Origin of the sequence: Saccharicrinis sp. 156 (assembly GCF_050589685.1) — a bacterium.
Classification (GTDB): domain Bacteria; phylum Bacteroidota; class Bacteroidia; order Bacteroidales; family Marinilabiliaceae; genus Saccharicrinis.
The window spans coordinates 62,307-84,942 of the sequence record NZ_JBNGOS010000015.1 but is presented as its reverse complement, the minus strand read 5'-3'; the positions used below and the strand labels follow the sequence as shown (position 1 = coordinate 84,942).

Below are 22,636 nucleotides of genomic sequence, written 5' to 3'. Positions count from 1 at the left end.
AATGATGGTAAGCTTTAACAATATTACTCGATTATTCGTTGGATGGCTATTTTTAGTATTATCGGGATGTAATAGCGAAAATCAAAATCAAAAACCCAATTTAATCTTTATTCTGGTTGATGACTTAGGGAAAGAATGGATTCCCAGCTATGGAGCAACCGAGATTGAAACTCCCAATATCGATAAATTGGCAGCCAATGGAATAAAGTTCAATAAAGCATATTCGATGCCGCAATGTACGCCAAGTCGAATAGCACTAATGACCGGGCAGTATCCGTATACCAGTGGATGGGTTAATCATTACGATGTGCCACGCTGGGGACATGGTGCAAACTTCGATGCGCAGAAAAATCCTGGTTTTGCAAAGGTGCTTCGCGAAGCTGGCTATAAAACTTGTGTTGCAGGGAAATGGCAGGTCAATGATTTTAGGATTGAACCGGATGCCATGACCAAGGCGGGCTTCGATGAATATTGTATGTGGACAGGTTATGAAAGCAATAATCCACCAAGTGAAAAGCGATACTGGGATCCATACATCCATACAAAAAAAGGGAGTAAAACATATACAGGCCAGTTTGGCCCCGATGTTTTTTCTGATTTCATTATCGATTTTTTACGCGAAAACAAAGCGAACCCAATGTGTGTGTATTACCCTATGGTGTTAACACATACCCCATTTGTACATACCCCACTCGAACCAAATGCAAAAACATTCTATGAGAAGCATCTGGCCATGGTTCGATATACCGATTTTATTATCGGTAAGATTGTTGATGCTCTTGAGGAATTACAAATTTCAGATAACACCTACCTGATATTTACAACCGATAATGGAACAACCAATAAAATTATTGGCAAACGCGATTCGGTTTATGTTAGGGGCGGTAAAGCATTCTTAACAGAAAATGGTGTAAATGCACCTTTGATTGCAGTTACACCCAAAAAGTTAAAAAAAGAATCAAATGCATTGGTCGATTTTACCGATTTTTACCCAACCTTGCTTGATTTAGCAAATATTGAAAATAATTCCGGGTTTATAACGGATGGGGTGTCGTTTGCAGATGTTTTAACGGACAGAACGTATGAAGGAAGCCGTAATTGGGCATTGGCTATGGGAGGACTACCTGCAGTGATTACCGAGGACAGTCTGGTACAGAATAGGTTTGAGTTTAGAGATCGCGTAATCAGAACCCCAAAGTATAAGGCCTATGTCGATACCGTAAAGCAGGTGGTACGACTTTTTGATATGGAAAAAGATCCTTATGAAACGACTAATTTGATCGATCAAGAAGAATTAGAGTCAGTTGTTGGTCAGTTTAATGAGATACTAAAGGATATTCCATCTGTTGATAATAATCCGACCTATAGAAGGTTAGAATCCAATGGGAGCGATGTTTCAATAGAAATGCTGCAAAATGGAGCTAAAAGAACAAGAAAAAGGGGGAATATGCTTCCTTTATCCAATCACGAAGCATTTAAAAAAATGAAGGAAAATCGTAAATAATTTGTTAGTAACTTCCAATGAATTGCTGTCCCGATAGCTCTCGGGTATTAAAATTCATCTGGAGTTAAATCTAACAAATGAAAATAAATTAGAGTATATGAAAATAAAAGTTGCAATAGGTATATTGTTTGTCCTGCTATTCAATTCATGTTCGGATTCGAAAACAAAAAAAACAGAAAAACCGAATATTATTTTCCTTTTTGCCGATGATCAGTGCTATAACACTATCAATGCATTGGGCAATAAAGAAGTGATTACGCCCAACTTAGATAAACTGGCGGGTGAAGGGGTAACATTTACCCAGGCTTACAATATGGGGGCTTGGCATGGTGCAGTCTGTGTAGCCTCAAGGACCATGATCAATAGTGGGCGCTTCGTTTGGAACGCAATGACCATAGAAAAGCAACTGAAAGAACCGGAGGTACAATCGCAACTTTGGGGCAATTTAATGAAAGAGGCGGGTTACGATACGTATATGGCCGGAAAATGGCACGTAAAAGCTATAGCCGATAGCTGTTTCGAGACTTTGGGGACCGTAAGGGGAGGAATGCCCAAGCAGACCAAAGAAGGATACAACCGTCCATTAAGTCCCGAAGATACTACCTGGAAACCTTATGATACTGCCTTTGGCGGGTTTTGGGAAGGCGGTAAGCACTGGAGTGAGGTGCTGGGCGACGAAGCCATCGGATTTATTGACCAGGCTAAAGAAAAAGAGAACCCGTTTTTTATGTACATCGCCTTTAATGCGGCACATGATCCTCGCCAATCGCCCCGGGAATTTGTGGATATGTACCCTCTGGAAAATATCTCAACGCCTGAAACTTACATGGACAAATATCCTTATGAAGATCAAATAGGATGTGGAAAGGGACTTCGTGATGAGCGCTTGGCTCCCTTCCCAAGAACCGAATATTCGGTAAAAGTTAACCGTCAGGAGTACTATGCTATTATTACGCATTTAGACCAACAGATTGGAAGAATATGGGATGCCCTCGAAAAGTCGGGTAAAAAAGATAATACGTATATATTTTATACTGCCGATCATGGATTAGCTTGTGGTAACCATGGTTTAATGGGCAAACAAAATATGTACGAGCACAGCATGCGCCCTCCTTTAATGGTAATTGGCCCTGATTTGCCTAAAGGCGAAAAAGTAGATATGGATGTCTATTTGCAAGATATTATGCCATCGTCACTAGAGTTGGCAGGAGTTGAAAAACCAGCGTATGTTGAATTCAGTAGCTTGATGGATCTGGCGCGTCAGAAAAATAACGAAAGTGCTTATCAAGCCATATATGGATGCTACAAGAATCTCCAGCGTATGATCAAAAAAGATGGCTATAAGCTGATTGCATATCCAAAAGCCAATAAACTATTACTGTTCGATTTGGAGAATGATCCTTTGGAAATGGAAAACCTGGCAGAGAAAGAGGAATATCAAACCAAAGTAAAAGAACTCTTTTTAGAATTGGTAGAATTGCAAAAAAGCATGAGTGATTCGCTTGATTTAGAAGAGGTATTTACGGCATTGTAACATGAACTCTTCTAATAATTTACCCTGCCGGAAGCGGACGGTACAATGGCTAAGAAATTATTTGTTTTATTCGGCCCAGGGGGCGGATAATAAGAACCAAAGATACCGAACTTGCTTCGGGATCAGTACGACTTGAGTATTTTAGGTTGCTATATTCCTAAAATATTTATTATTAATAACATAAAGTAACAAAACGTTTATTTATAAATATTATGAAGAAATTTACATTACTTCTGTTTATGGTTGCCTCCCTGCTGGCATCCTGCTCGAACCCAACCTTCAAGCAGGAAGAAATTTCGATTATACCTAAGCCTGTATCTTTTGAACTAAAAGAGAGTTCATTTAGGTTTGAGTCAAACACTTCAGTAGCCATTCTTGATATAAGCGCCCAAAAAGCTGCAAACTATTTGGTTGGAAAATTAAAAATGGCAGCAGGTTACAATTTGGATATTGAAACTGATGCGGCTGTCAATGGAGTTGTATTTAAAAAGGTAGATATGGAGCCTGAAGCATATCAGCTGGAGGTTACTCCGGAGCAAATTGTTATAACAGCATCTGACGAATCCGGATTTTTTAATGGGGTTCAAACCATTCGACAATTATTACCTTCACAAATAGAGAGCATGGAAAAAACCAAAGCAGATTGGCTGGTTCCATGTTGTGTGGTTGAGGATGCTCCCCGTTTCTCATGGAGGGGCATGCACATGGACTTCAGTCGTCATTTTTTTGATGTGGAAGAGGTCAAAGAGTTTCTGGACTACATGTCATTGTATAAGTTAAACACCTATCATATGCACCTTACGGATGACCAGGGATGGAGAATTGAAATTAAGAAATATCCATTGCTAACAGAAAAAGGTGCCTGGAGAATTGAAAATAACCAGGACACCATTTGTAATGAGCGCGCGGTTGAGAATGAGTTGTACACTATTGATCCTAAAAACTATCGCGAAAAGGATGGCAAAAAGGAATATGGTGGATTTTTTACCCAGGAGCAGATAAAAGAAATTATAACATATGCCGATGAACGATGTATTACAGTAGTTCCGGAAATAGATATGCCGGGACACTTTAAAGCAGCTATCGATAACTATCTGTTTTTATCGTGTACCGGAGAAGCAGGGTGGGGTAGAGTTTTTTCTACGCCTGCTTGCCTGGGGAAGGAAACGACTTATGAATTTATGGAGAATATATTGGCTGAGGTGGTTGAATTGTTTCCATGCAAATATGTTCATATTGGTGGTGACGAGGTGAGAATTGAGTCCTGGGAAGAGTGTCCTAAGTGCCAAAAAGAAATTAAAAAGCACCATTTGGCCGATGAGCATGAGTTGCAGTCTCATTTTAACCGAAGAATAGAAAAGTTCCTGCAGTCAAAAGGTAAGCAATTGATGGGTTGGGACGAGATTGTTGAAGGTGGATTAAGTGAAGGAGCCACTATGATGTGGTGGCGTAACTGGGTTCCCAAAGCACCTAGAATTGCGGCCGAAAATGGAAACGATATGGTGATCACACCAACAGCAGCATACTATTACGATTACTTGAACGACCACAACCCAATTGACAGGACTTATGCTTACGAACCTGTTCCGGATGACTTTACGCCCGAGCAAACCAAGCATGTGTTAGGTATTCAGGCCAACCTTTGGTCAGAGTGGATCCCGAGTTTTAAAAGATTGCAATATCAAGCTTTTCCTCGTTTAATTCCTATGGCCGAAACAGCATGGACTGCAAAAGAATTAAAGGATTTTGATGACTTCAATGCACGTATTCAGCATCATTATAGTCGTTTAGACGAAATGGGCGTTTATTATTACATTCCTGCGGTTAAGGGACTGGACAAAGATATCGTATTTGTGGATAGTGTTTTGGTGGAGCTAAACCTGGCGTATCCGCACAATGGAGCCGAGATCTATTATACCCTGGATGGTACGGTCCCCACCAGGAACGCTTTGCGATATACCGAACCGATTGTTGTAAGCAGTGAAGGAGAAATAAAAGCCAGAACCTACAAAGGGGAAATATTTAATGATCTAATAACAGCAAAAATAGAGCGGCAAAGCTATCAGGAAGCCTCTGATTATATTCCCGGTAATAAGGGTATCAAAAAATACTTTTTAAAAGGTAAGTATAAATCGATGGATGACATCCACGTGTCGGATTCGAGTCCTTATATACAAGCAGATACAATTCAATTGGGACAATATGGCGAAGGAACCGATTTCGCAATCGTGTACAAAGGATTCTTAAATGCTGATAAGGATGGTATCTATGAGTTTGAAATGAAATCCGATGGAGAAAGTCTTTTATATTTGGGGAATGAGTTGGTTATCGATAAAGCAACTGAAGAGCGAAATCCCTATAAGAAGTATGAGAAGGTGGCGCTTAAAAAAGGGTGGCATGCTTTTACCGTGAAATACTTGCCAAGTACAAAGCCCAAGGCCATTGAAGTAAGATATGCCTTGCAAGGAGAGAAGTTGCAAGGGTTTAATACTGCGGTTTGTGCCTATTAAATATCAAAATTCTATAAAATGAAGAACCAGCTACTTTGGTGTTTAGTAAGTGTATGGATGCTAGCAAGTTGTTCGAAGCATTTGGTTACGGATACAAGTAAAAGAAACCAAATCCAAAAGAAGTTTGAGCAGCGTTGCGAGCAGTTATTACATAATAGGCAATCGCAATTGCTGCATGTTTTCGATGCGGATTTAAGCGTTACAGAAAGAGAAGCCCTTGAGTTTCTGTATGCCTACGAAACGTTGAGTGATTTAAGCAATTACGATTCGGATTACTATTTGCAACAAATTCGCTATGCATTTAAAGCGCGGGAAACATTTTCGTGGGGCAAAAAAGTAAGCAATGATGATTTCCTACATTTTGTATTGCCACCGCGGGCAGGAACCGAAAACATGGATTCCGCCAGGGCAGTCATTTTTAATGCGCTCAAAGACCGGGTTAAAGGTTTAAGCATGAAAGATGCTGCGCTGGAGGTGAATCATTGGTGTCACGAAAAAGTAACCTACACGGGTACCGATGCCCGAACCTCAGCGCCCCTGGCAACAATCAAAAATGCCAAGGGACGTTGTGGCGAGGAATCTGTGCTAACAGTAACTGCTTTAAGAGCAGTAGGGATTCCTGCCCGTCAGATTTATACACCTCGTTGGGTACACCAAGATGATAACCATGCCTGGGTTGAATTTTGGGCCGATGGACATTGGTATTTTATGGGCGCCTGTGAACCGGAGGCCGATGTGAATCAGGGATGGTTTGTTGAACCAAGCCGCAGGGCAATTTTAACGGCTGCGCAAACACCAGGTCACTATGCCGCATCCGATATTATTTATAGGCGTGAGAACTATACGCGCCTGAACCAGATTTCAAATTATGCAACCGCAAAAGATCTTTTTGTAAAGGTGGTGGACAAAGAGGATAAGGCTTTGGAAAAAGTCGAAGTTGGATTCCTGGTTTGTAACTATGCCGAATTGTATAACCTCGCATCCTTAAAAACGGATAAAAAGGGTATCTGCAAACTAAAACTGGGTTTGGGAGATGTAATCGTATGGGTTTGGAAAGAGGATGAGTTTGACTTTAAAAAAGTATCGGTTGCAGAAACCGATACCGCAATAATCGTTCTTAATGGAAGTGATTTTTCTGAAAGAGTGATGGACATAGACCTGGTTCCTCCTGCCAAAAAAATACCCTTAGAGGTATCGCCTGAAGGTAAGGCTTTAAATAAAATTCGCTTGGCATATGAAGATTCGGTGCGAATAGCTTATGAAAAAACCTTTATGACAAAAGAACATGCCTTTGCACTGGCTTCAAAAGAAGGTTTGGATAGTACAAAGGTTTGGGAAAAGATGAAAAAAGCCAGGGGGAACTGGAGAAATATTCAGCAAGTTGTTAAACAAACCACTGCTGAACGTAAAAAATGGGTATTACCCTTATTGGATAAGATATCTGAGAAAGATTTAAGGGACGCGCCTGCCCCGGTGTTGTTGAGTCACCTGCAGCATTCGCCGGCTTACGACCATCGATATAGTGAAGAAGATTATGCAGAGTATATCTTAAATCCAAGGATAGCTTTAGAGCAGCTATCAACCTACAAAGCTTTTTTAAAATCCCGGTTCAATAATGATTTTTGGTCTGGTGTCAAAGAAGACCCCGGGAAAGCGGAAGAGTGGATTCTAGAAAATATCAACATTGATAAATCTGAAAATTATATTTGGGTTCCTTCCATTCCACAAGGTGTTTTCGAAATGAGAACATGCGACCTTGGTAGTGCAAAAATTCTTTTTATAGCCATGTGCCGTACTGCTGGATTAGCGGCCCGAATAGATGGGGTTACAGGGATAGCCCAATACAAAACCCGTGATAAGTGGGTGAATGTGCATTTAGGAGAATCACAACCTGAAAAAGCGGAAGCGTTTGGAAGCATTCACTTGGTGGGTGTTGGATTGAAGGGGCAAACTTGCAGCTACTTCAAGCAGTTTACACTAGCCAAGTTTGAGAATGGAAGCTATAAAACACTTGAGTTCGATTTTAAAAGGATGTTGACCGAGTTCCCGGAGAAACTTGATTTAGCGGTCGGTAATTATCTGTTATTCACGGCAGAAAGAGAGAAGAATGGTACCCTTCTTTCTCGTTTGTCGTTCTTTACCATTAAAAAAGACGAGCACAAAATAGTGGAGCTTACGTTAAGAAATGATACCAAACCCATAGAATCATTAGGTAAGTTTTATTTCCCCGCAGATTTAATCCTTTCAGACCAACAAAAGGAAAAACTCCGGGATTGTTCAATAAACAACGGAACGGTATTGGTTTGGCTCGACCCGGATAAGGAACCTACCAAACATGTATTGAAGGATTTTGAAGGACTGAAACCGACTTTTGACGTGTTGAACATCCCATTCATTTTTATTTTGCCCAACGATGACAGGGCTAAAGTATTTAATCCGGCAGAATATCAACTGCCCGCAAATGCTGTTTTTGTGAACGATGATGTTTTGTTAAAAGATTTTGAATCGGCAACAAATAGTAATTTCGACGACCAATTACCCGTGTTAACGTTGTTGTCTGCCAACAATGATATATTCTATTTGTCTTCGGGATATAAGATTGGTGCCGGCGACCAACTTTTAAAAGTCATAAACAAATACCAGGAATAAAATGGACATTGCAATAAATTAAAATTTTATGATTAAATGTTAAAAACATAAGATGATCACTGAAACCGCGATGTCCCAACCTTTGCCATACAGGTCTGTGTCTTTCGGTTTATCTTGATATTTAAACTTTTAAGATATGAAAAATATAAAAATAGCCTTGTTGTTCACGTTGTTATTTGCAGTCGTGCCTTTGTACGCCAGTGGGGCTAAAGATATTACCAGGGAAAAGCCTAACATTATTGTCGTGATAACCGATGACCAGGGGATGGGAGATCTGGGATGTATGGGGAATCCTTATATCCAAACACCTAATATCGATCAATTTTACTCCGACGCAGTCAGGTTTACCAATTATCATGTATCTACCACATGTGCTCCTACACGCGGTGCATTAATGACAGGAAGGCATACCAACCGCTTAAATGTGTTTCATACGATTACAGGGCGATCAATTCTCTTTGAAGATGAAATCACGCTTCCTCAGGTTTTTGCTGAAAATGGGTATACAAACGGAATGTTCGGAAAATGGCATCTGGGAGATAATTACCCTAATCGTCCTGAGGACAGAGGCTTTCATGAAGTAGTACGGCACGGAGGCGGGGGCATTACCCAAGGACCTGATTACTGGGGGAACGATTATTTTGATGACACTTATTGGCATAATGGACAACCTCAAAAGTATGAAGGCTACTGTACTGATGTATTTTTTGAAGAAGCCTTAAGCTTTATCCAAAAAAATAAGGAGAATCCTTTTTTTTGTTACATTTCAACCAATGCACCACATGGCCCTCGTAATGTCCCTGGAGAATATTTTGATAGGTATATTGAAAATAAAAACCTTTCTGAGAAAGAGCAACGTTTTTATGGTATGATTACCAATATCGATGACAATTTTAAATTGTTGGAAGAAAAACTGGATGACTGGGATCTGACTGAAAATACCATTCTTATTTTCACAACCGACAATGGTACTGCCGCCGGACAAAAAGTCCATAATGCTGGTTTACGGGGACAAAAAGGCAGTGTGCTAGAAGGTGGGCATAGAGTGCCCTTATTTATCCGTTGGCCTAATGGTCAACTTACCGGCGGTAAAGATATTGATAAGTTAGTTGCGCATTACGACTTATTACCAACGTTTGTGGATATGCTTGACCTGGATTTTAATCCGGCAAAACCCCTTGACGGAAAAAGTCTTAAGCCCCTTCTGTATAATGAGGGGAGTAAATGGGAAAACCGTATTTTATATGTAGATACCCAAAGACGTCAGAATCTGATTAAATATCGTAATTATTCGGTCATGGATCAGGATTGGCGTTTGGTGAATGGCAGCGAACTATACAAAATGGCGGATGATCGAAAACAGAACAATAATGTGATTGATCAATATCCTAAAGTAGCAGAGCGACTATCTGAAGGTTATGAGAGGTGGTGGCAATCGATTATGAGTGAAGGCCCTAATGAAAAATATGCGTATATAAAGGTAGGTTCGTGCAAAGAGAACCCAAGTCGCATTTCGTCGCATGATATGTTTACAGGTAAGTTTGGGCATATGTGGCACCAGTATGGCGCTGCTTCCGGAGCACAGGCTTCTGGAAAATGGAAAATTGAATTTGTAGAGGATGGAGAATATAAAATTAGCCTTCGCAGATTCCCCCGTGAAAGCGGACTGGCGATTAATGAGACCTTCGCGGCCCAGGAAAAAACGATTGAGCTGGAGGCTGTAATGCCTGCCAGTACAAAAAATGATTTTGTAGAGGCTTATTTATACGTGGCTAATCTTACAAAAACACTGAAAATTGAAAATGGGCAAGCGGAAGTATCTGTTACCGGAAGAATACCTGCAGGCAAATACGATATGGAGGCTCAGCTGATCGATAAACAAGGAAGGGTGCATCCTGCTTATTATATTTATATTGAGAGATTAACAGAAGGTAACAGTTCAGGAACTTCATTATAAGAGAGGTGTTGGAATCTGGCCGTTATTGTTTGACAAAAAAAGACAGGATAATCATTGCTCCTCTGCCAGATTTGAATTATTGTTCAGGGGAAACATTAGAATAGATAATCAGCAAAAAGATAAAACAGTATTACGAATAGAAAATGAATTCAAAATTAAAACACATGAGAAATAAAGTTAATAAATGGTCAATTCTCCCATTTGTATTTTGTGGATTATTCGCATTGCAGACGTCATGCAAAACGACTAACGAGAGCTCAACACAGAGACCAAATGTATTATTTATAATGACTGATGATCACTCTCTGCAAACTTTAAGTGCTTATGACAACAGATTTACCGAAACGCCAAACATTGATAGGATTGCCAGGGATGGGGTGATATTTAGAAATAGTTTTGTCGGGAACTCGATCTGTGGGCCCAGCCGTGCCACCATGCTCACGGGAAAACATACGCATATAAACGGGCAAATTAATAATGATGTTGTTTTTGACGGGAGCCAGCAGACATTCCCTAAGTTATTGCAACAGGCCGGATATCAAACCGCTTTGGTGGGTAAATGGCATCTCAAAAGCGACCCAACGGGTTTCGATTACTGGAATGTACTGCCCGGACAGGGGCACTATTATAACCCTGATTTTATAGAGATGGGCGAGCAAAAACAATATGAGGGATATGTGACTACGGTGACTACCGATTTAGCTTTAAACTGGCTTGAAAACAGCAGGGATCAGAAAAAACCATTTTGCATGCTACTTCATCATAAAGCCCCACATCGTGTTTGGGAGCCTGATACGATGTACTTAGATGATTTTGAAGACCAAACGTTTCCTTTACCGGATAACTTCTTCGATACCTATGAAGGTCGCAAGGCAGCTGCTGAGCAAAAGTTGAGTATCCGATCTGGGGATATGGATTTAATATACGATTTAAAAATGGAAGACCCTAAGGGTGAGATAGAAACCCGTATGAAATGGTATCCGGGGCATACCTCAAGAATGAACGAAGCTCAAAAAGTAGCGTGGGAAAAGCACTATACCCCAATCATGGCCGATTTCAAAAGGCAAAACCTGTCAGGAGATGAGCTTTACAAATGGAAGTATCAACGTTACATGAAGGATTACCTGAGCTGTATTAAATCTGTTGATGAAAATGTGGGCCGTGTATTGGATTATTTGGAAGAAACAGGACAATTGGAAAATACGTTAGTTGTTTATACTTCAGATCAAGGGTTTTACATGGGCGAGCATGGTTGGTTCGACAAAAGATTTATGTACGAGGAATCATTCAGAACCCCCTTATTGATGCATTTGCCAAAATCGTATAGCAAAAGAGGTGACATAACCGAGTTTGTTCAAAATATTGATTATGCCCCAACTTTTCTGGATGTGGCAGGTGTAGCTGTTCCCGAAGATATCCAGGGGGTATCATTAAAATCTTTATTCAGCTCGGAAAAGCCTGAAAATTGGCGTAAAGGATTGTACTACCATTACTATGAATTCCCTAACGAGCATATGGTAAAGCGCCATTACGGTATCAGAACTGATCGATATAAATTGATTCACTTCTACCATGATATTGATGTATGGGAATTATATGACCTGGAAAATGACCCCCATGAGATGAACAATCTGTACGGGAAAGAAGGTTATAAGGATATTACCGAACAACTGAAAAAAGAACTTAAAGAATTGCAAACATTATATCAGGATACTGATAAGTCCACGTTTTAAATAAGGATTAGATTTTCCTATTCGAATTGGTGTTTAGATAAAGTCTAATGACCATTTTAGCATGATAGTTTTTCTTATTAGTCCCTGAGTTATTGATTCACATTACAATACTCAGGGATTTGTTTTTAATAAAAAATTCTAACCAGACCTCCTTTGAGAAGATTCTAGCCATGATTGTTCAAGTACTCCTTAGGCGATTGATTATGTATCCTTTTAAAACATTTAGTAAAATAAGAGTGACTGTTAAACCCTGATTTAAATGCTATTTCGTCGATGGTATAATTACCTGACGATAGCATGGTAGTTGCTTTTTTAATCTTAACCATATTAATATACTCCGAGGTGGAATGATTGGATATTTGCTTTAATTTCCTGTGGAGTTGGCTTCTGCTCAAACCCATTTCGGAGGCTAAAAAATCAACGGAGAAGTTTTCATTACTAATATTGTCTTCGATAATTGAGTTTAGTTTGTTTAAGAAGTAGTTATCCAAACTTCCCACATCAATAGGTTGTTTTGAAATATATTTTTGGGCGTAACTCACTTGTAACCTTTTTCGTTGCGTGAGTAGGTTTTCAATTTGCGATTTTAATAACTGTTCATTAAACGGTTTCGAAATGTACGCATCCGCTCCTTTTTCCAGTCCGGTTGAGGTATTTTCAACAGATGACAGTGCCGTTAATAAAATGACGGGAATATGACTGGTTTCTATTTGCGATTTAATGGTTTGGCAAAACTCAAAACCGTCCATTTCAGGCATCTTCACATCCGATATTACCAGTTGGATATTATGGGCTTTTAAAGAATCAAGTCCCTTTGTCCCATTTACGGCACTATAAACAGTATAAAAATCTTTTAACAGGCCAATAATGAATTTTCGCAAGTCGTCATTATCTTCAACTACCAGTATCTCTATATCCTTTTTTACGCCTTCGGGTTGCTGCTTGGTGCTTGTAGGTGTTTCCATCGATTCCATGTTTTCAGCTTCATTGTCGACGGTGTAAAGCATTTTACGGGCCTTTTGATGAATAGGTAATTGAACCGTAAAACAAGTGCCTTCGTTGGGTGTGCTTTGAACAATGATGGCACCATGGTGCATCAAAGTGTAGTCTTTACATAAGTGTAGTCCAATACCTGTACTGTATTCTTTAGATGTGTTTTTATCGGCTCTTTCAAAACGGTCAAATATTTTAGGTAAGTCCTGGGAGCTAATGCCCGGGCCATTATCTATTACGGCTATTTCAAGGTAATCGTCATGACCAATTGTTCCAAAACTTAATTGGTTGGAGTACTTATTGTGGGTTTGCTGACTGTCGTTGATAGAAACGGTAATTGTGCCTTTTGCGGGTGTGTATTTAAAGGCATTGGACAGGAGATTGAAAACAATCTTGTCCAATTTTTCTTCATCTATTTCAATACGCCAATCCCGGTTACCATATTCAAATGAGAAGCTGATACCTTTTGACCTGGCTTCATGAGCAAAATTGAGGATTCTCCTATCTATAAAATCAACCAGTTCTATTTCTGAGATATTTAACTTGGATAAACCTTTCTCCATCTTTCTCAAATCCATAATCTGATTGATTAACTGTAACAATCTGTTGGTGTTTCTTTTTACTGTGTCCAATTGATCAAGTTGATCATCTTCCAGGTTTTTCGATTTCAGTAAATTGTTAACAGGCCCGTTTATCAATGTCAATGGAGTTCTGAACTCATGCGAAATGTTTGTAAAGAATTTCAATTTTAATTCTGTTAGTTCTTCTTCCTGTTCATGTTTTATCTTTTCTATTAATAAGGCTTTTTTTAAATTCAAACTTTCGCGATAAAATCTAAAAATTAAAAAGGCTATCGTTAACAATAATAAGGTATAAAACGAAACGGCTATATTCGATTTATACCAGAACTGTTTTATGACGATAGAAATGGTTGCAGGTGTTTGGTTCCAGATGCCATCGTTATTGCTGGCTAGTGTTTCAAAAATATATTCTCCTGCAGGAACATTTACATAAGAGGCCACGCCGCGATTGTCGGTTTCAACCCATTGATCGACATAGTTGGAAAGGCGATATTGATATTTGTTTTTATCAGCTAACAGGTAATTGTCGGCTGAGAAATGAAAACTCAAATTTGTTTCTTCGGGGTTTAAAACAAGCTTCTCGTATCTGTTAATTCCTGATTGGATGGGTATCACATCACGGTTGTTAACGGTTATTTTATTGATAAGAACATTGGGTTTTCTTCTGTTTATTTTAATCTTTTTTGGCTCGAGCAGGCTAAAACCATTGGTGCCCCCAAAATATAGATTCTGCTCACGGTCTTTAAAAATCGCATTAGGATTGAATAGGTTTCCCTGGATACCATCCTGAATTACAAATCTTCTCGGGTTTTGTTCCTTCTTATTGTAGATAATTAAACCATCGTTGGTGGTAATCCATATATTATTCCGGCTGCCTTCAACGATTCCGTATACTTCCTTGCCCTTTAAAAGGTTATTGGCATCAAAAAAAGTAAGAATATCATTTTTGGGATGATAGATTTGAATACCTCCTCCTTTTGAGCCTATCCAGATATTCCCGTCAGAGAGTTGCTCCACACAATAAAATGATGGAGACTTTGTTCTGTGTTTTGGAATAGCGTTAGAAGTGAAATGTGCCGATTTACGTGTAGGTAAATGTATCTTGTAAATGCCGTTTGATGTCGTCGTGACCCATAAGTTCTTTTCTGTGTCAATATGAAGTGAAGAAATAGAAAGCCCAATAGTTTGACTATACGGCGCTTCTTTTGAGGTGAATTGGATTTTTCCGGATTTGGAGTGATAGAAGTTTAGTCCCCCAAAAATGGTCCCAATCCACATTCCCGAGTCTGATTTACATAAAGCATATGCTTCTTTGGAAGAAACATGAAAGCCATCTTCGGGTCCTTCATTAAAATGTTTAAATCTACTCTCATTGGCAGGCCGATAAAAAACGCCGTTGAATGCCGTTCCAATCCACAGTCCTCCTTGATTGTCCACTTCTAAATCTTTTATGTCGATAACGCCTTTGTTTTCCAGGAGGTGGATTTGCTTGAAACGAGACGTTTCCGGATCGAATTGATTAAGCCCGCTAAGCTCTGTCCCCACATAAATATCTCCGTTGGGTGTTTGTGCAAAGGAACTGACCATGTTATCGGAAATGGAGAATGGTTCACTGGTGTGCCTGAAATTTATAAATTTATTGTCGGAATGGTGGACATAGGCAATTCCTCCCGACCAGGTACCTATCCAGATACCTCCCTGTTTATCTTCGTAAATATCAAAAATAGAATTGTGTGGTAATCCTTCTGAATTATCTGTGGTAAAATGTGCAATTTTGTCTCCAACACTTACAAACAACCCATAATACGACCCTATCCATATATTCCCCCGTGTATCTCTTATAATTTTGCGGATACTGGCCGATTGTAAATCTACTTCCGAACCGGAAGTATCACGGTATACTTTTTTAAGGTTTCCGTTAAAATCATATAACCTGGCTCCATGCTCCTGGTAACCCACCCATATGTTATCAGAACTGGTGCATATTGTTCGAACACGGGATCCGGTGCCATCTACTATGTGAATTAACTTGTTTTGTTCATGGTTGATTTTGTACACGGAGCCGTTAAGGGTCCCTAACCAAAGTCGGTTGGCTTGGTCGTTATACAAGATGCAAGGAGAAGAAACAATACTATTTTTTATTCTGATCAAATATTTCTTATTATAATCCAAATACCCAACGAAATTGTCATCTGCAATCCATAATTTCCCAAAACCATCCAATTGCAGAGAACGTATGTTCATATTGGCGTTACTGCCATCTTCGTAGGTATACACAATCTTTTCAAATTCCTGTTTTTCCCTATTAAAAATGCACAGTCCTTTGTCAGTACTGACGCAAATATTATTGTCGCCATCGTTAACTATTCCTGTAATTATATTACTGGGGAGTCTGTTAGGCTGGTCGGGATCGTAAAAAAAACGGGTGGTTTCTTTTGAGTTATATCGGATGATACCGTTAAATCCCCCTATCCACATATAGCCATATACATCCTGGTTGAATGAATGGATGGCCTGAAAACTATACCCTCCGGGTGGTGAAAGATGCCTGAAGGTTATATCATCCATCTGTGACCATATATGAATGGCATTTAATAGTAATGCCAGTGCGATTGCAATAACTGTTCTCATTTGTTAATGAATTTTTACAAAAATAGAGTTTTCATCAACTTAATACTAATAATCATGTTGCATGGACGCATCATATGTTGTAGCATGCAACAAATATTCAAAAGATTACAACATTTTAACAAGCTGAGTGCCGGTTGTTAACATTATTTTAGTGATGGAAGAAATTTAGATAAAAAGTATTAATAATAACGAGTGTGAAAATTGAAACCCGATGCATATAATTAATAATAGTGTATCTCAATTTAAAACCTTAAAAACATAAAATAATTGTCCTATGAAAATTAAACTCGCAAGCCTTTTTTTGTTCATCGTGGTTATGTTAATTGGATGTAACAATCCGGCATCCAATGGGGTGCAAAACATTGTAGATAACGTAGAGGCTCAATTTGATTACGCTCTCGGAGAAATTGAAAAAGTTAAAACGGATAGTCTTCTGTGGCCCCGTTCTGTAGAAAAGGGAGCAATAACCATGGTTCCGTCCAAGGACTGGACGAGTGGCTTCTTTCCCGGAAACCTATGGATGCTTTATGAATTAACGCAGAACGATAAATGGAAAGAACTGGCCATGGATTATACCTTGCCGCTTGAACCCGAAAAATGGAACGATGATAATCATGATATCGGTTTTAAAATGTATTGCAGTTTTGGGCATGCCATTAAATATAGCGACGACCCAAAACTTAAGGAGATATTGATACAGTCTGCTAAAACTTTGTCTACCCGGTATAATCCTGTTGTGGGATGTATTCGCTCCTGGAACTCACTTACAGAACAATGGGCTTATCCGGTAATTATCGACAATATGATGAATTTGGAACTGTTGATGTGGGCGGCAAAAGAAACCGGTAACGAAGGATTCAGGGAAATAGCGATTAAGCATGCACAAACCACCATGAAAAACCATTTTCGCGATGATTATTCGTGTTATCACGTGGTGGGTTATAACCCTGAAACCGGTGCGGCAGAAAAGAAAAATACGCACCAGGGATATGCCGACGATAGCGATTGGACAAGAGGACAGGGCTGGGCATTATACGGGTATACCATGATGTATCGCGAAACCGGAATGGAAGAATTTTTAAATCAGGCAATTCATGTGGCGCAGTATTTAATAAATGAAGCGGATATAAAAAACGGAGATGTGCCGTACTGGGATTTTGATGCTCCCAATATTCCAAATGAACCCAAAGATGCTTCGGCAGCCGCGGTTATTTCTTCGGCGTTATTTGAACTATATCAATATTCGAAAGACCAGGAACATTATGATGTGGCTAAAAAACTACTGGACACCATGAGTTCAGATGATTTTTTTGCTAAAACAGGAGAGAATGGGGGATTCCTTTTGAAGCACTCAACTGGCTCTAAACCTTATAACTCGGAAATTGATGTGCCACTGGTGTATGCGGACTATTACTTTTTGGAATCACTAATAAAATATAAAGCTATGCACAAAATTTAGTTAAATGAAAAAAAATACTGGTAATACTTTCAAATCAGTAAAGCAATTTTAGAAATTTGATAAAATCTTTTTTTTATGAAAAACAACAAATTAGACTTGAAAGGGAAGGGTATATTGATGCTTTGTCTCTTTATTATGGTAACTTCTTTTAGTGCTTTTGCACAACAAAAGACGGTTACAGGAACAGTTGTTGACGAAACAGGTCAGCCACTACCGGGGGTAGCAATTATGAAAAAAGGAACTACCGATGGTACAATTACCGATATTGATGGTGTTTATTCAATAGCAGGTGTAAATGCAGAAACAGTACTTGTATTTTCATTTATTGGAATGACAAACGAGGAAGTTAAAGTTGGAAGCAAAACTAAAATTGATGTAAAAATGACTTCTGATATTGCCGACCTTGATGAGGTAATTGTGGTAGGTTACGGTACGCAGAAAAAAGAAACATTAACGGGTTCTATTGAACAGGTTAAAGCTGAGGTTTTCGAAGACAGAGCCGTATCTAACCCAGCTTTGGCACTACAAGGACAGTCGCCAGGACTTGTGATCACACGTTCTTCTTCAAAACCGGGTGATGAGGGTATCGATTTTAGTATTCGTGGTACAAACTCGATTAACGAACAGTCTCCGTTAATTATTATTGACGGTATTTCAACTATGGGAAACAGTGCTTTTACTTCTTTAAACCCTGATGATATTGAAAGTATCAGTGTGTTAAAAGATGGTTCTGCCGCTATTTATGGTTCTCGTGCCTCTAACGGTGTAATCATTGTAACAACCAAAAAAGGTAAAGGTAAAGTTAAAGTAAATGTATCTAGCCAGATGAAGATTAACACAGTAGGTATCAAACCTCAATTGGCATCTACTCCTCAGGAGTATGGACAAGCTTGGTTAGATTACTGTGAGCAAGATGAATTAGCTGGCTTAACGCCTTCACCATGGGCATTTACCCTTGAGCAATTTCAGTGGATGGCCGACGGGAACACAGGTTATATCAATACACCTTATTGGGGTGATACCTATATCGGTAATAACTACAATTATGATGATTTATATGATACCTCATATTCTCAAGCGCATAATGCTAGTGTTTCCGGTGGTTCAGAGAGTTCCGATTTCCGTGTGTCTACCGGTTATATTGAAGATATGGGGGCTATTAAACCTACTTATGATGGTAAAAAGCAATTTAACTTGCGTGCCAACTATAATTTTGATGTAAATAAATGGTTAAGTTTCCAAACCAGTACTTCTTATTATAAAAGAAACATTGAAGGTCCTTTATATGATGGATCCAGAGCCTTTACACAAGATCCACCTCTATGGCCTGTGGTAAACTCATTTGGTCAATGGGGATCCAACTTTGGACAAAAGGGGGGTGGTATTAACCCAATTGCCCGTATGGTTGATGGTGGTCAGGAATTAAGTAAACGTGAAGAGTTCCGTTTAAAAGTAAGTACTATTTTAAAATTAACTCAGGATCTAAAATTCCGTGGTGATGTGGCAATGGACAGAGCTTGGCAAAGAGGCCAATCATACCAGTTAATTGTACCTACCTACTCGTGGGCTGGCGAAAAAGCGAATTCCACAGTAAATAAAACTAGTTACATCCAAGAATCAAGTAACGAAGATCAACATGAGACCTATCAGGGATTTTTCGATTATAATAAGCTGATAGGTGCGCATAGCATTGGAGCTATGGTAGGTATGTCTGCTGAAAAGAGAACACGTAAAACGTTGTCAGGTTACAGACAGGATTTTGATGACTATGGGATTTACGATTTGAATTTAGGTAGTGAGGAAACCAAGATTGAAGCAGACGGTGGTGCATCTAACTGGGGTTTAGCATCCTATTTGGGTAGATTTAACTATGGATACAAGAATAAGTATTTGGTTGAACTTCAGGGAAGACGCGATGGTTCTTCTAAATTTGATGAAGGTTATAAGTGGAAAAACTTCTTTGGAGGTTCATTAGGTTGGATTCTTACCGAAGAAAGCTTCTTAAAAGACAATGAAATAGTTAACTTCTTAAAGCTTCGTGCAAGTTATGGTGAGTTAGGTAACCAAGGGGGTATTGGTAATCACGATTACGCTTCTTTACTTAGTTATGGTACAACCTATTTTGGTCAGCAAAGCCTAAACTTGTATACAACTGCAACTGCAAATACCATTACTACTAACGAAAGAACCTGGGAAACCATTAAAACCACCAACTTTGGTGTTGACTTTCGCATGTTGGACAGCAGGTTAAGTGGAGCCTTTGATTACTACGTTTCCAAAAATGAGGATATGTTAATCTCTATTACTTATCCAGATGTATTGGGAGGTAATCCTAAAACAACCAACAGTGGTACTCTTGAAACGAATGGTTGGGAATTCCAGTTGGGATGGCGCGATAGAATTGGCGAGCTACAGTACAATGTATCTGTTAATATGAGTGATTCTCGTAACGAGCTGGTAAGCATGGAAGGTGCAGATACCTGGAAAGAAGGATTGGTAAGTCGAAGAGAAGGCTATGCTTTAAATACTTATTTCCTATACAAAACGGATGGTTTCTTTGCTACACAAGAAGAAGCCGACGAATATTATGCTATGTATAGTGCAGGAGGAGGAGAGGTTCCTCAGGATGTTAACCTAAGAGCTGGAGATGTTAGAATTGTAGATGTAGATGGTAATGGAAAAATCGATGCCATTGGTGATGGCGTTAATGATATAGGTGATGTGGTTGACAGTGGTGATGCAGATCCTCACTATGTATATGGTATTAACCTTGGGTTCAAATGGCGTAACTGGGACTTTAGTACGTTCTTCCAGGGAGTATTACAAGATAACGTACTTAGGGCAGGTCAGGCAGCATATCCAAGAGATGCTCACTTTACCAACCAAAATATTTCTTATAACGATAAGACATGGACACCTGATAACACTGGTGCAGCATATCCACGTATGTCATCGTACAATTCTATTGCAAAATGGAATTACGAATACAACGACTTTATGTTGATGAAGGGACGTTATATGCGATGTAAAACCTTAACATTAGGATATACTTTCCCCAAAATTAAAATCAGGGATTTTGACATCAACAAGTTAAGAGTATATTTTTCGGGTAATGATTTATTTGAGTTTACAAACCTTGATTCCGGATGGGATCCTGAGTTTGGTAGTTCTGCGGATTCTTCATATCCATTTATGAGAACCTGGGCAATGGGAGTTAATTTAACATTTTAAATAAGTAAGTATTATGAAAATTATATATATCAGTTCAATTTTTGTCATGCTACTATTAAGTAGTTGCATGGATTACTTTCTTGAGTTAGAAGATCCTGATCAGCTTACTGAGGAGGTTTACTTTACAGAACCGGAGCATTTTAGAGAAGCTGCAAATTATCTCTACACCAGACTTCCTAGTTTTAGAATGGGAAGTTTAGGTGAAAACTTACTGGATTATGCTTCGGATTTATCTACAGCAGCTATTTCTGAAACTGATTATGGTTTTGGCAACATAAGTATACCTATCGATGACAGTAACTGGGGCGGAAGTTATACAAACTTGCGTACAGCCAATAAATTAATTGAGTTTGCCGAAGAGTATGGTGGAGATAAAGCTGAAATTGCACAAGAAGTAGCAGAAGCTAAATTTTTCAGGGCTTGGTTCCACTATAAATTAATGCAATATTTTGGTGGAGTACCTATTGTACTACGTTCTTTAGAAACAGATTCGGAAGAGCTTTGGGCTAAACGTAACAGCCGTTACGAGGTAACAGAACAAATTATTAAAGACTTAAATGAGGCTATTCCTGATCTTCCATTGGAAGGTGCTATTGCTGCAGATAATAAAGGTTTAGTAAGTCAGGGAGCTGCCAAAGCTTTTAAAGCAAGGGTATTGTTGCACGAAGCTACATGGATGAAATATGTAGGTACAACTACTGATGGTGATGGAACAAGCACAGGAGCCGGATCTGCCGGTTACGATGCCGCTAATATCGATGTTTATTTGGCAGAGGCAGCAGAGATGTGTGAAGATGTAATGAACGAAGGATCATATGAACTGTGGGATTATAGCAGTGAGTTAAGCGGTATGAGTCATTATTTTATGGTAAATATTGAAGCTTCAAATTCTAATCCACTTGGTTTGGATAAAACTTCAAATAAGGAGTTTATTTTATATCGCAAACATGATCTTGATTTATTCCACTCAACAAATCCTGCGCAGTCAGGTCGTGCAGCTCCTAACAGAAAGATGATTGATATGATTCTGTGCTCGGATGGTTTACCTATCGAAAAAAGTAGTGTATTCCAAGGATATGATAATATAGGTGATGAATACCTAAACCGTGATTATCGTATGAGAGCCTATTTTGGATCATTCCGTAGCTATGGAGACTATAATGACTTAACAAGTGGAGTTCCTACCAACGAAACAGTATTGTTACCGGGTTATTCAAATGCCGATGCAGGATCAGGTTATAAGTGTCAGAAATGGGAAAGATGGGGTAAAGACGATTCAAGTTTTGACATACCAGACAATGGTGGTGTAGATTTCCCAATCATCCGTTTGGCTGAGGTTTATTTAACTTATGCAGAGGCGTTATATGAATTAAACGGAACATTAACAGATGCCCAATTAAACGCTTCTATTAATAAAACACGTTCAAGAGCTGGTTTGCCTGCATTGACAAACAGCTTTATTACAACAAACGGTTTAGATTTATTGGAAGAAATTCGTCGCGAACGTGCGGTTGAATTCTATGCCGAGGCGAACCGCTTTATCGATCTTCGTCGTTGGAATATTGCAGTAGATGCTTTGGGTGAAGCTACTTGTGGTATGGTTGTAGGAGGTACAGCTATTGAAAACAACACGGCTGTTTACGATCCTGCTGATTATTCTAACGATCCATTGGCCATTACTTTACCGAACGGAGAAACAAGGGATGCTGTACAGTTGGTACGTGAAGATCAGCGTAATTTTGCATTAAAGCATTATTTGTACCCTGTTCCATCAGGTCAGATCTTACTTAATAATAACCTGTTACAAAATCCAGGATATTAAGAAGCTTAATACGATATCACTAAGAATACGCA

Annotated in this window: 10 protein-coding genes; 9 read left to right on the top strand and 1 reads right to left on the bottom strand. The window is 39.1% G+C overall.

What is annotated here, in order from left to right; all coding sequences use genetic code 11:
* Position 1: 1 nt before the first annotated feature.
* From ACRD64_RS11345 to ACRD64_RS11320, 6 genes are all read left to right on the top strand, one after another.
* Positions 2-1,504, top strand: a complete 1,503-nt coding sequence (locus ACRD64_RS11345; RefSeq protein WP_430933470.1) for a sulfatase-like hydrolase/transferase — start codon at positions 2-4, stop codon at positions 1,502-1,504.
* Positions 1,505-1,601: 97 nt separating this feature from the next.
* The gene (locus ACRD64_RS11340) at positions 1,602-3,038 is read left to right on the top strand and encodes a sulfatase-like hydrolase/transferase (protein WP_430933469.1); all 1,437 of its coding nucleotides are present in this window, start codon (positions 1,602-1,604) and stop codon (positions 3,036-3,038) included.
* Between the two features lie 212 nt (positions 3,039-3,250).
* Positions 3,251-5,548 (top strand): family 20 glycosylhydrolase, encoded by a 2,298-nt coding sequence (locus tag ACRD64_RS11335; RefSeq protein WP_430933468.1) that lies wholly within the window; start codon positions 3,251-3,253, stop codon positions 5,546-5,548.
* 18 nt (positions 5,549-5,566) lie between these two features.
* Positions 5,567-8,197: a transglutaminase-like domain-containing protein gene (locus tag ACRD64_RS11330; RefSeq protein WP_430933467.1), complete on the top strand. Its 2,631-nt coding sequence runs from the start codon at positions 5,567-5,569 to the stop codon at positions 8,195-8,197.
* 136 nt (positions 8,198-8,333) lie between these two features.
* Positions 8,334-10,154, top strand: coding sequence for an arylsulfatase (locus tag ACRD64_RS11325; protein ID WP_430933466.1), 1,821 nt, complete (start codon positions 8,334-8,336; stop codon positions 10,152-10,154).
* 164 nt (positions 10,155-10,318) lie between these two features.
* Positions 10,319-11,887 (top strand): sulfatase family protein, encoded by a 1,569-nt coding sequence (locus ACRD64_RS11320; RefSeq protein WP_430933465.1) that lies wholly within the window; start codon positions 10,319-10,321, stop codon positions 11,885-11,887.
* A 164-nt stretch (positions 11,888-12,051) separates the two neighbouring features.
* Here ACRD64_RS11320 and ACRD64_RS11315 read toward each other — a convergent pair whose 3' ends face one another.
* Complete coding sequence (locus ACRD64_RS11315; protein ID WP_430933464.1) at positions 12,052-16,092, bottom strand: two-component regulator propeller domain-containing protein; 4,041 nt, start codon at positions 16,090-16,092, stop codon at positions 12,052-12,054.
* Positions 16,093-16,366: 274 nt separating this feature from the next.
* On the opposite strand from ACRD64_RS11315, the gene ACRD64_RS11310 reads away from it, so the two are divergent.
* The 3 genes from ACRD64_RS11310 (at position 16,367) to ACRD64_RS11300 (ending at position 22,604) form a co-directional block, all read left to right on the top strand.
* Positions 16,367-17,551: a glycoside hydrolase family 88 protein gene (locus ACRD64_RS11310; RefSeq protein WP_430933463.1), complete on the top strand. Its 1,185-nt coding sequence runs from the start codon at positions 16,367-16,369 to the stop codon at positions 17,549-17,551.
* Positions 17,552-17,626: 75 nt separating this feature from the next.
* On the top strand, positions 17,627-20,782 hold the full coding sequence (locus ACRD64_RS11305; RefSeq protein WP_430933462.1) for a SusC/RagA family TonB-linked outer membrane protein: 3,156 nt from the start codon (positions 17,627-17,629) through the stop codon (positions 20,780-20,782).
* A gap of 13 nt (positions 20,783-20,795) precedes the next feature.
* Complete coding sequence (locus ACRD64_RS11300) at positions 20,796-22,604, top strand: RagB/SusD family nutrient uptake outer membrane protein (RefSeq protein WP_430933461.1); 1,809 nt, start codon at positions 20,796-20,798, stop codon at positions 22,602-22,604.
* Positions 22,605-22,636 lie beyond the last annotated feature (32 nt).

Excerpts from the sequence above, each read along its gene's own strand:
- ACRD64_RS11345 (WP_430933470.1), top strand. The coding sequence starts at position 2 with ATGATGGTAAGCTTTAACAATATTACTCGATTATTCGTTGGATGGCTA.
- ACRD64_RS11340 (WP_430933469.1), top strand. The coding sequence starts at position 1,602 with ATGAAAATAAAAGTTGCAATAGGTATATTGTTTGTCCTGCTATTCAAT.
- ACRD64_RS11335 (WP_430933468.1), top strand. The coding sequence starts at position 3,251 with ATGAAGAAATTTACATTACTTCTGTTTATGGTTGCCTCCCTGCTGGCA.
- ACRD64_RS11330 (WP_430933467.1), top strand. The coding sequence starts at position 5,567 with ATGAAGAACCAGCTACTTTGGTGTTTAGTAAGTGTATGGATGCTAGCA.
- ACRD64_RS11325 (WP_430933466.1), top strand. The coding sequence starts at position 8,334 with ATGAAAAATATAAAAATAGCCTTGTTGTTCACGTTGTTATTTGCAGTC.
- ACRD64_RS11320 (WP_430933465.1), top strand. The coding sequence starts at position 10,319 with ATGAGAAATAAAGTTAATAAATGGTCAATTCTCCCATTTGTATTTTGT.
- ACRD64_RS11315 (WP_430933464.1), bottom strand. The coding sequence starts at position 16,092 with ATGAGAACAGTTATTGCAATCGCACTGGCATTACTATTAAATGCCATT.
- ACRD64_RS11310 (WP_430933463.1), top strand. The coding sequence starts at position 16,367 with ATGAAAATTAAACTCGCAAGCCTTTTTTTGTTCATCGTGGTTATGTTA.
- ACRD64_RS11305 (WP_430933462.1), top strand. The coding sequence starts at position 17,627 with ATGAAAAACAACAAATTAGACTTGAAAGGGAAGGGTATATTGATGCTT.
- ACRD64_RS11300 (WP_430933461.1), top strand. The coding sequence starts at position 20,796 with ATGAAAATTATATATATCAGTTCAATTTTTGTCATGCTACTATTAAGT.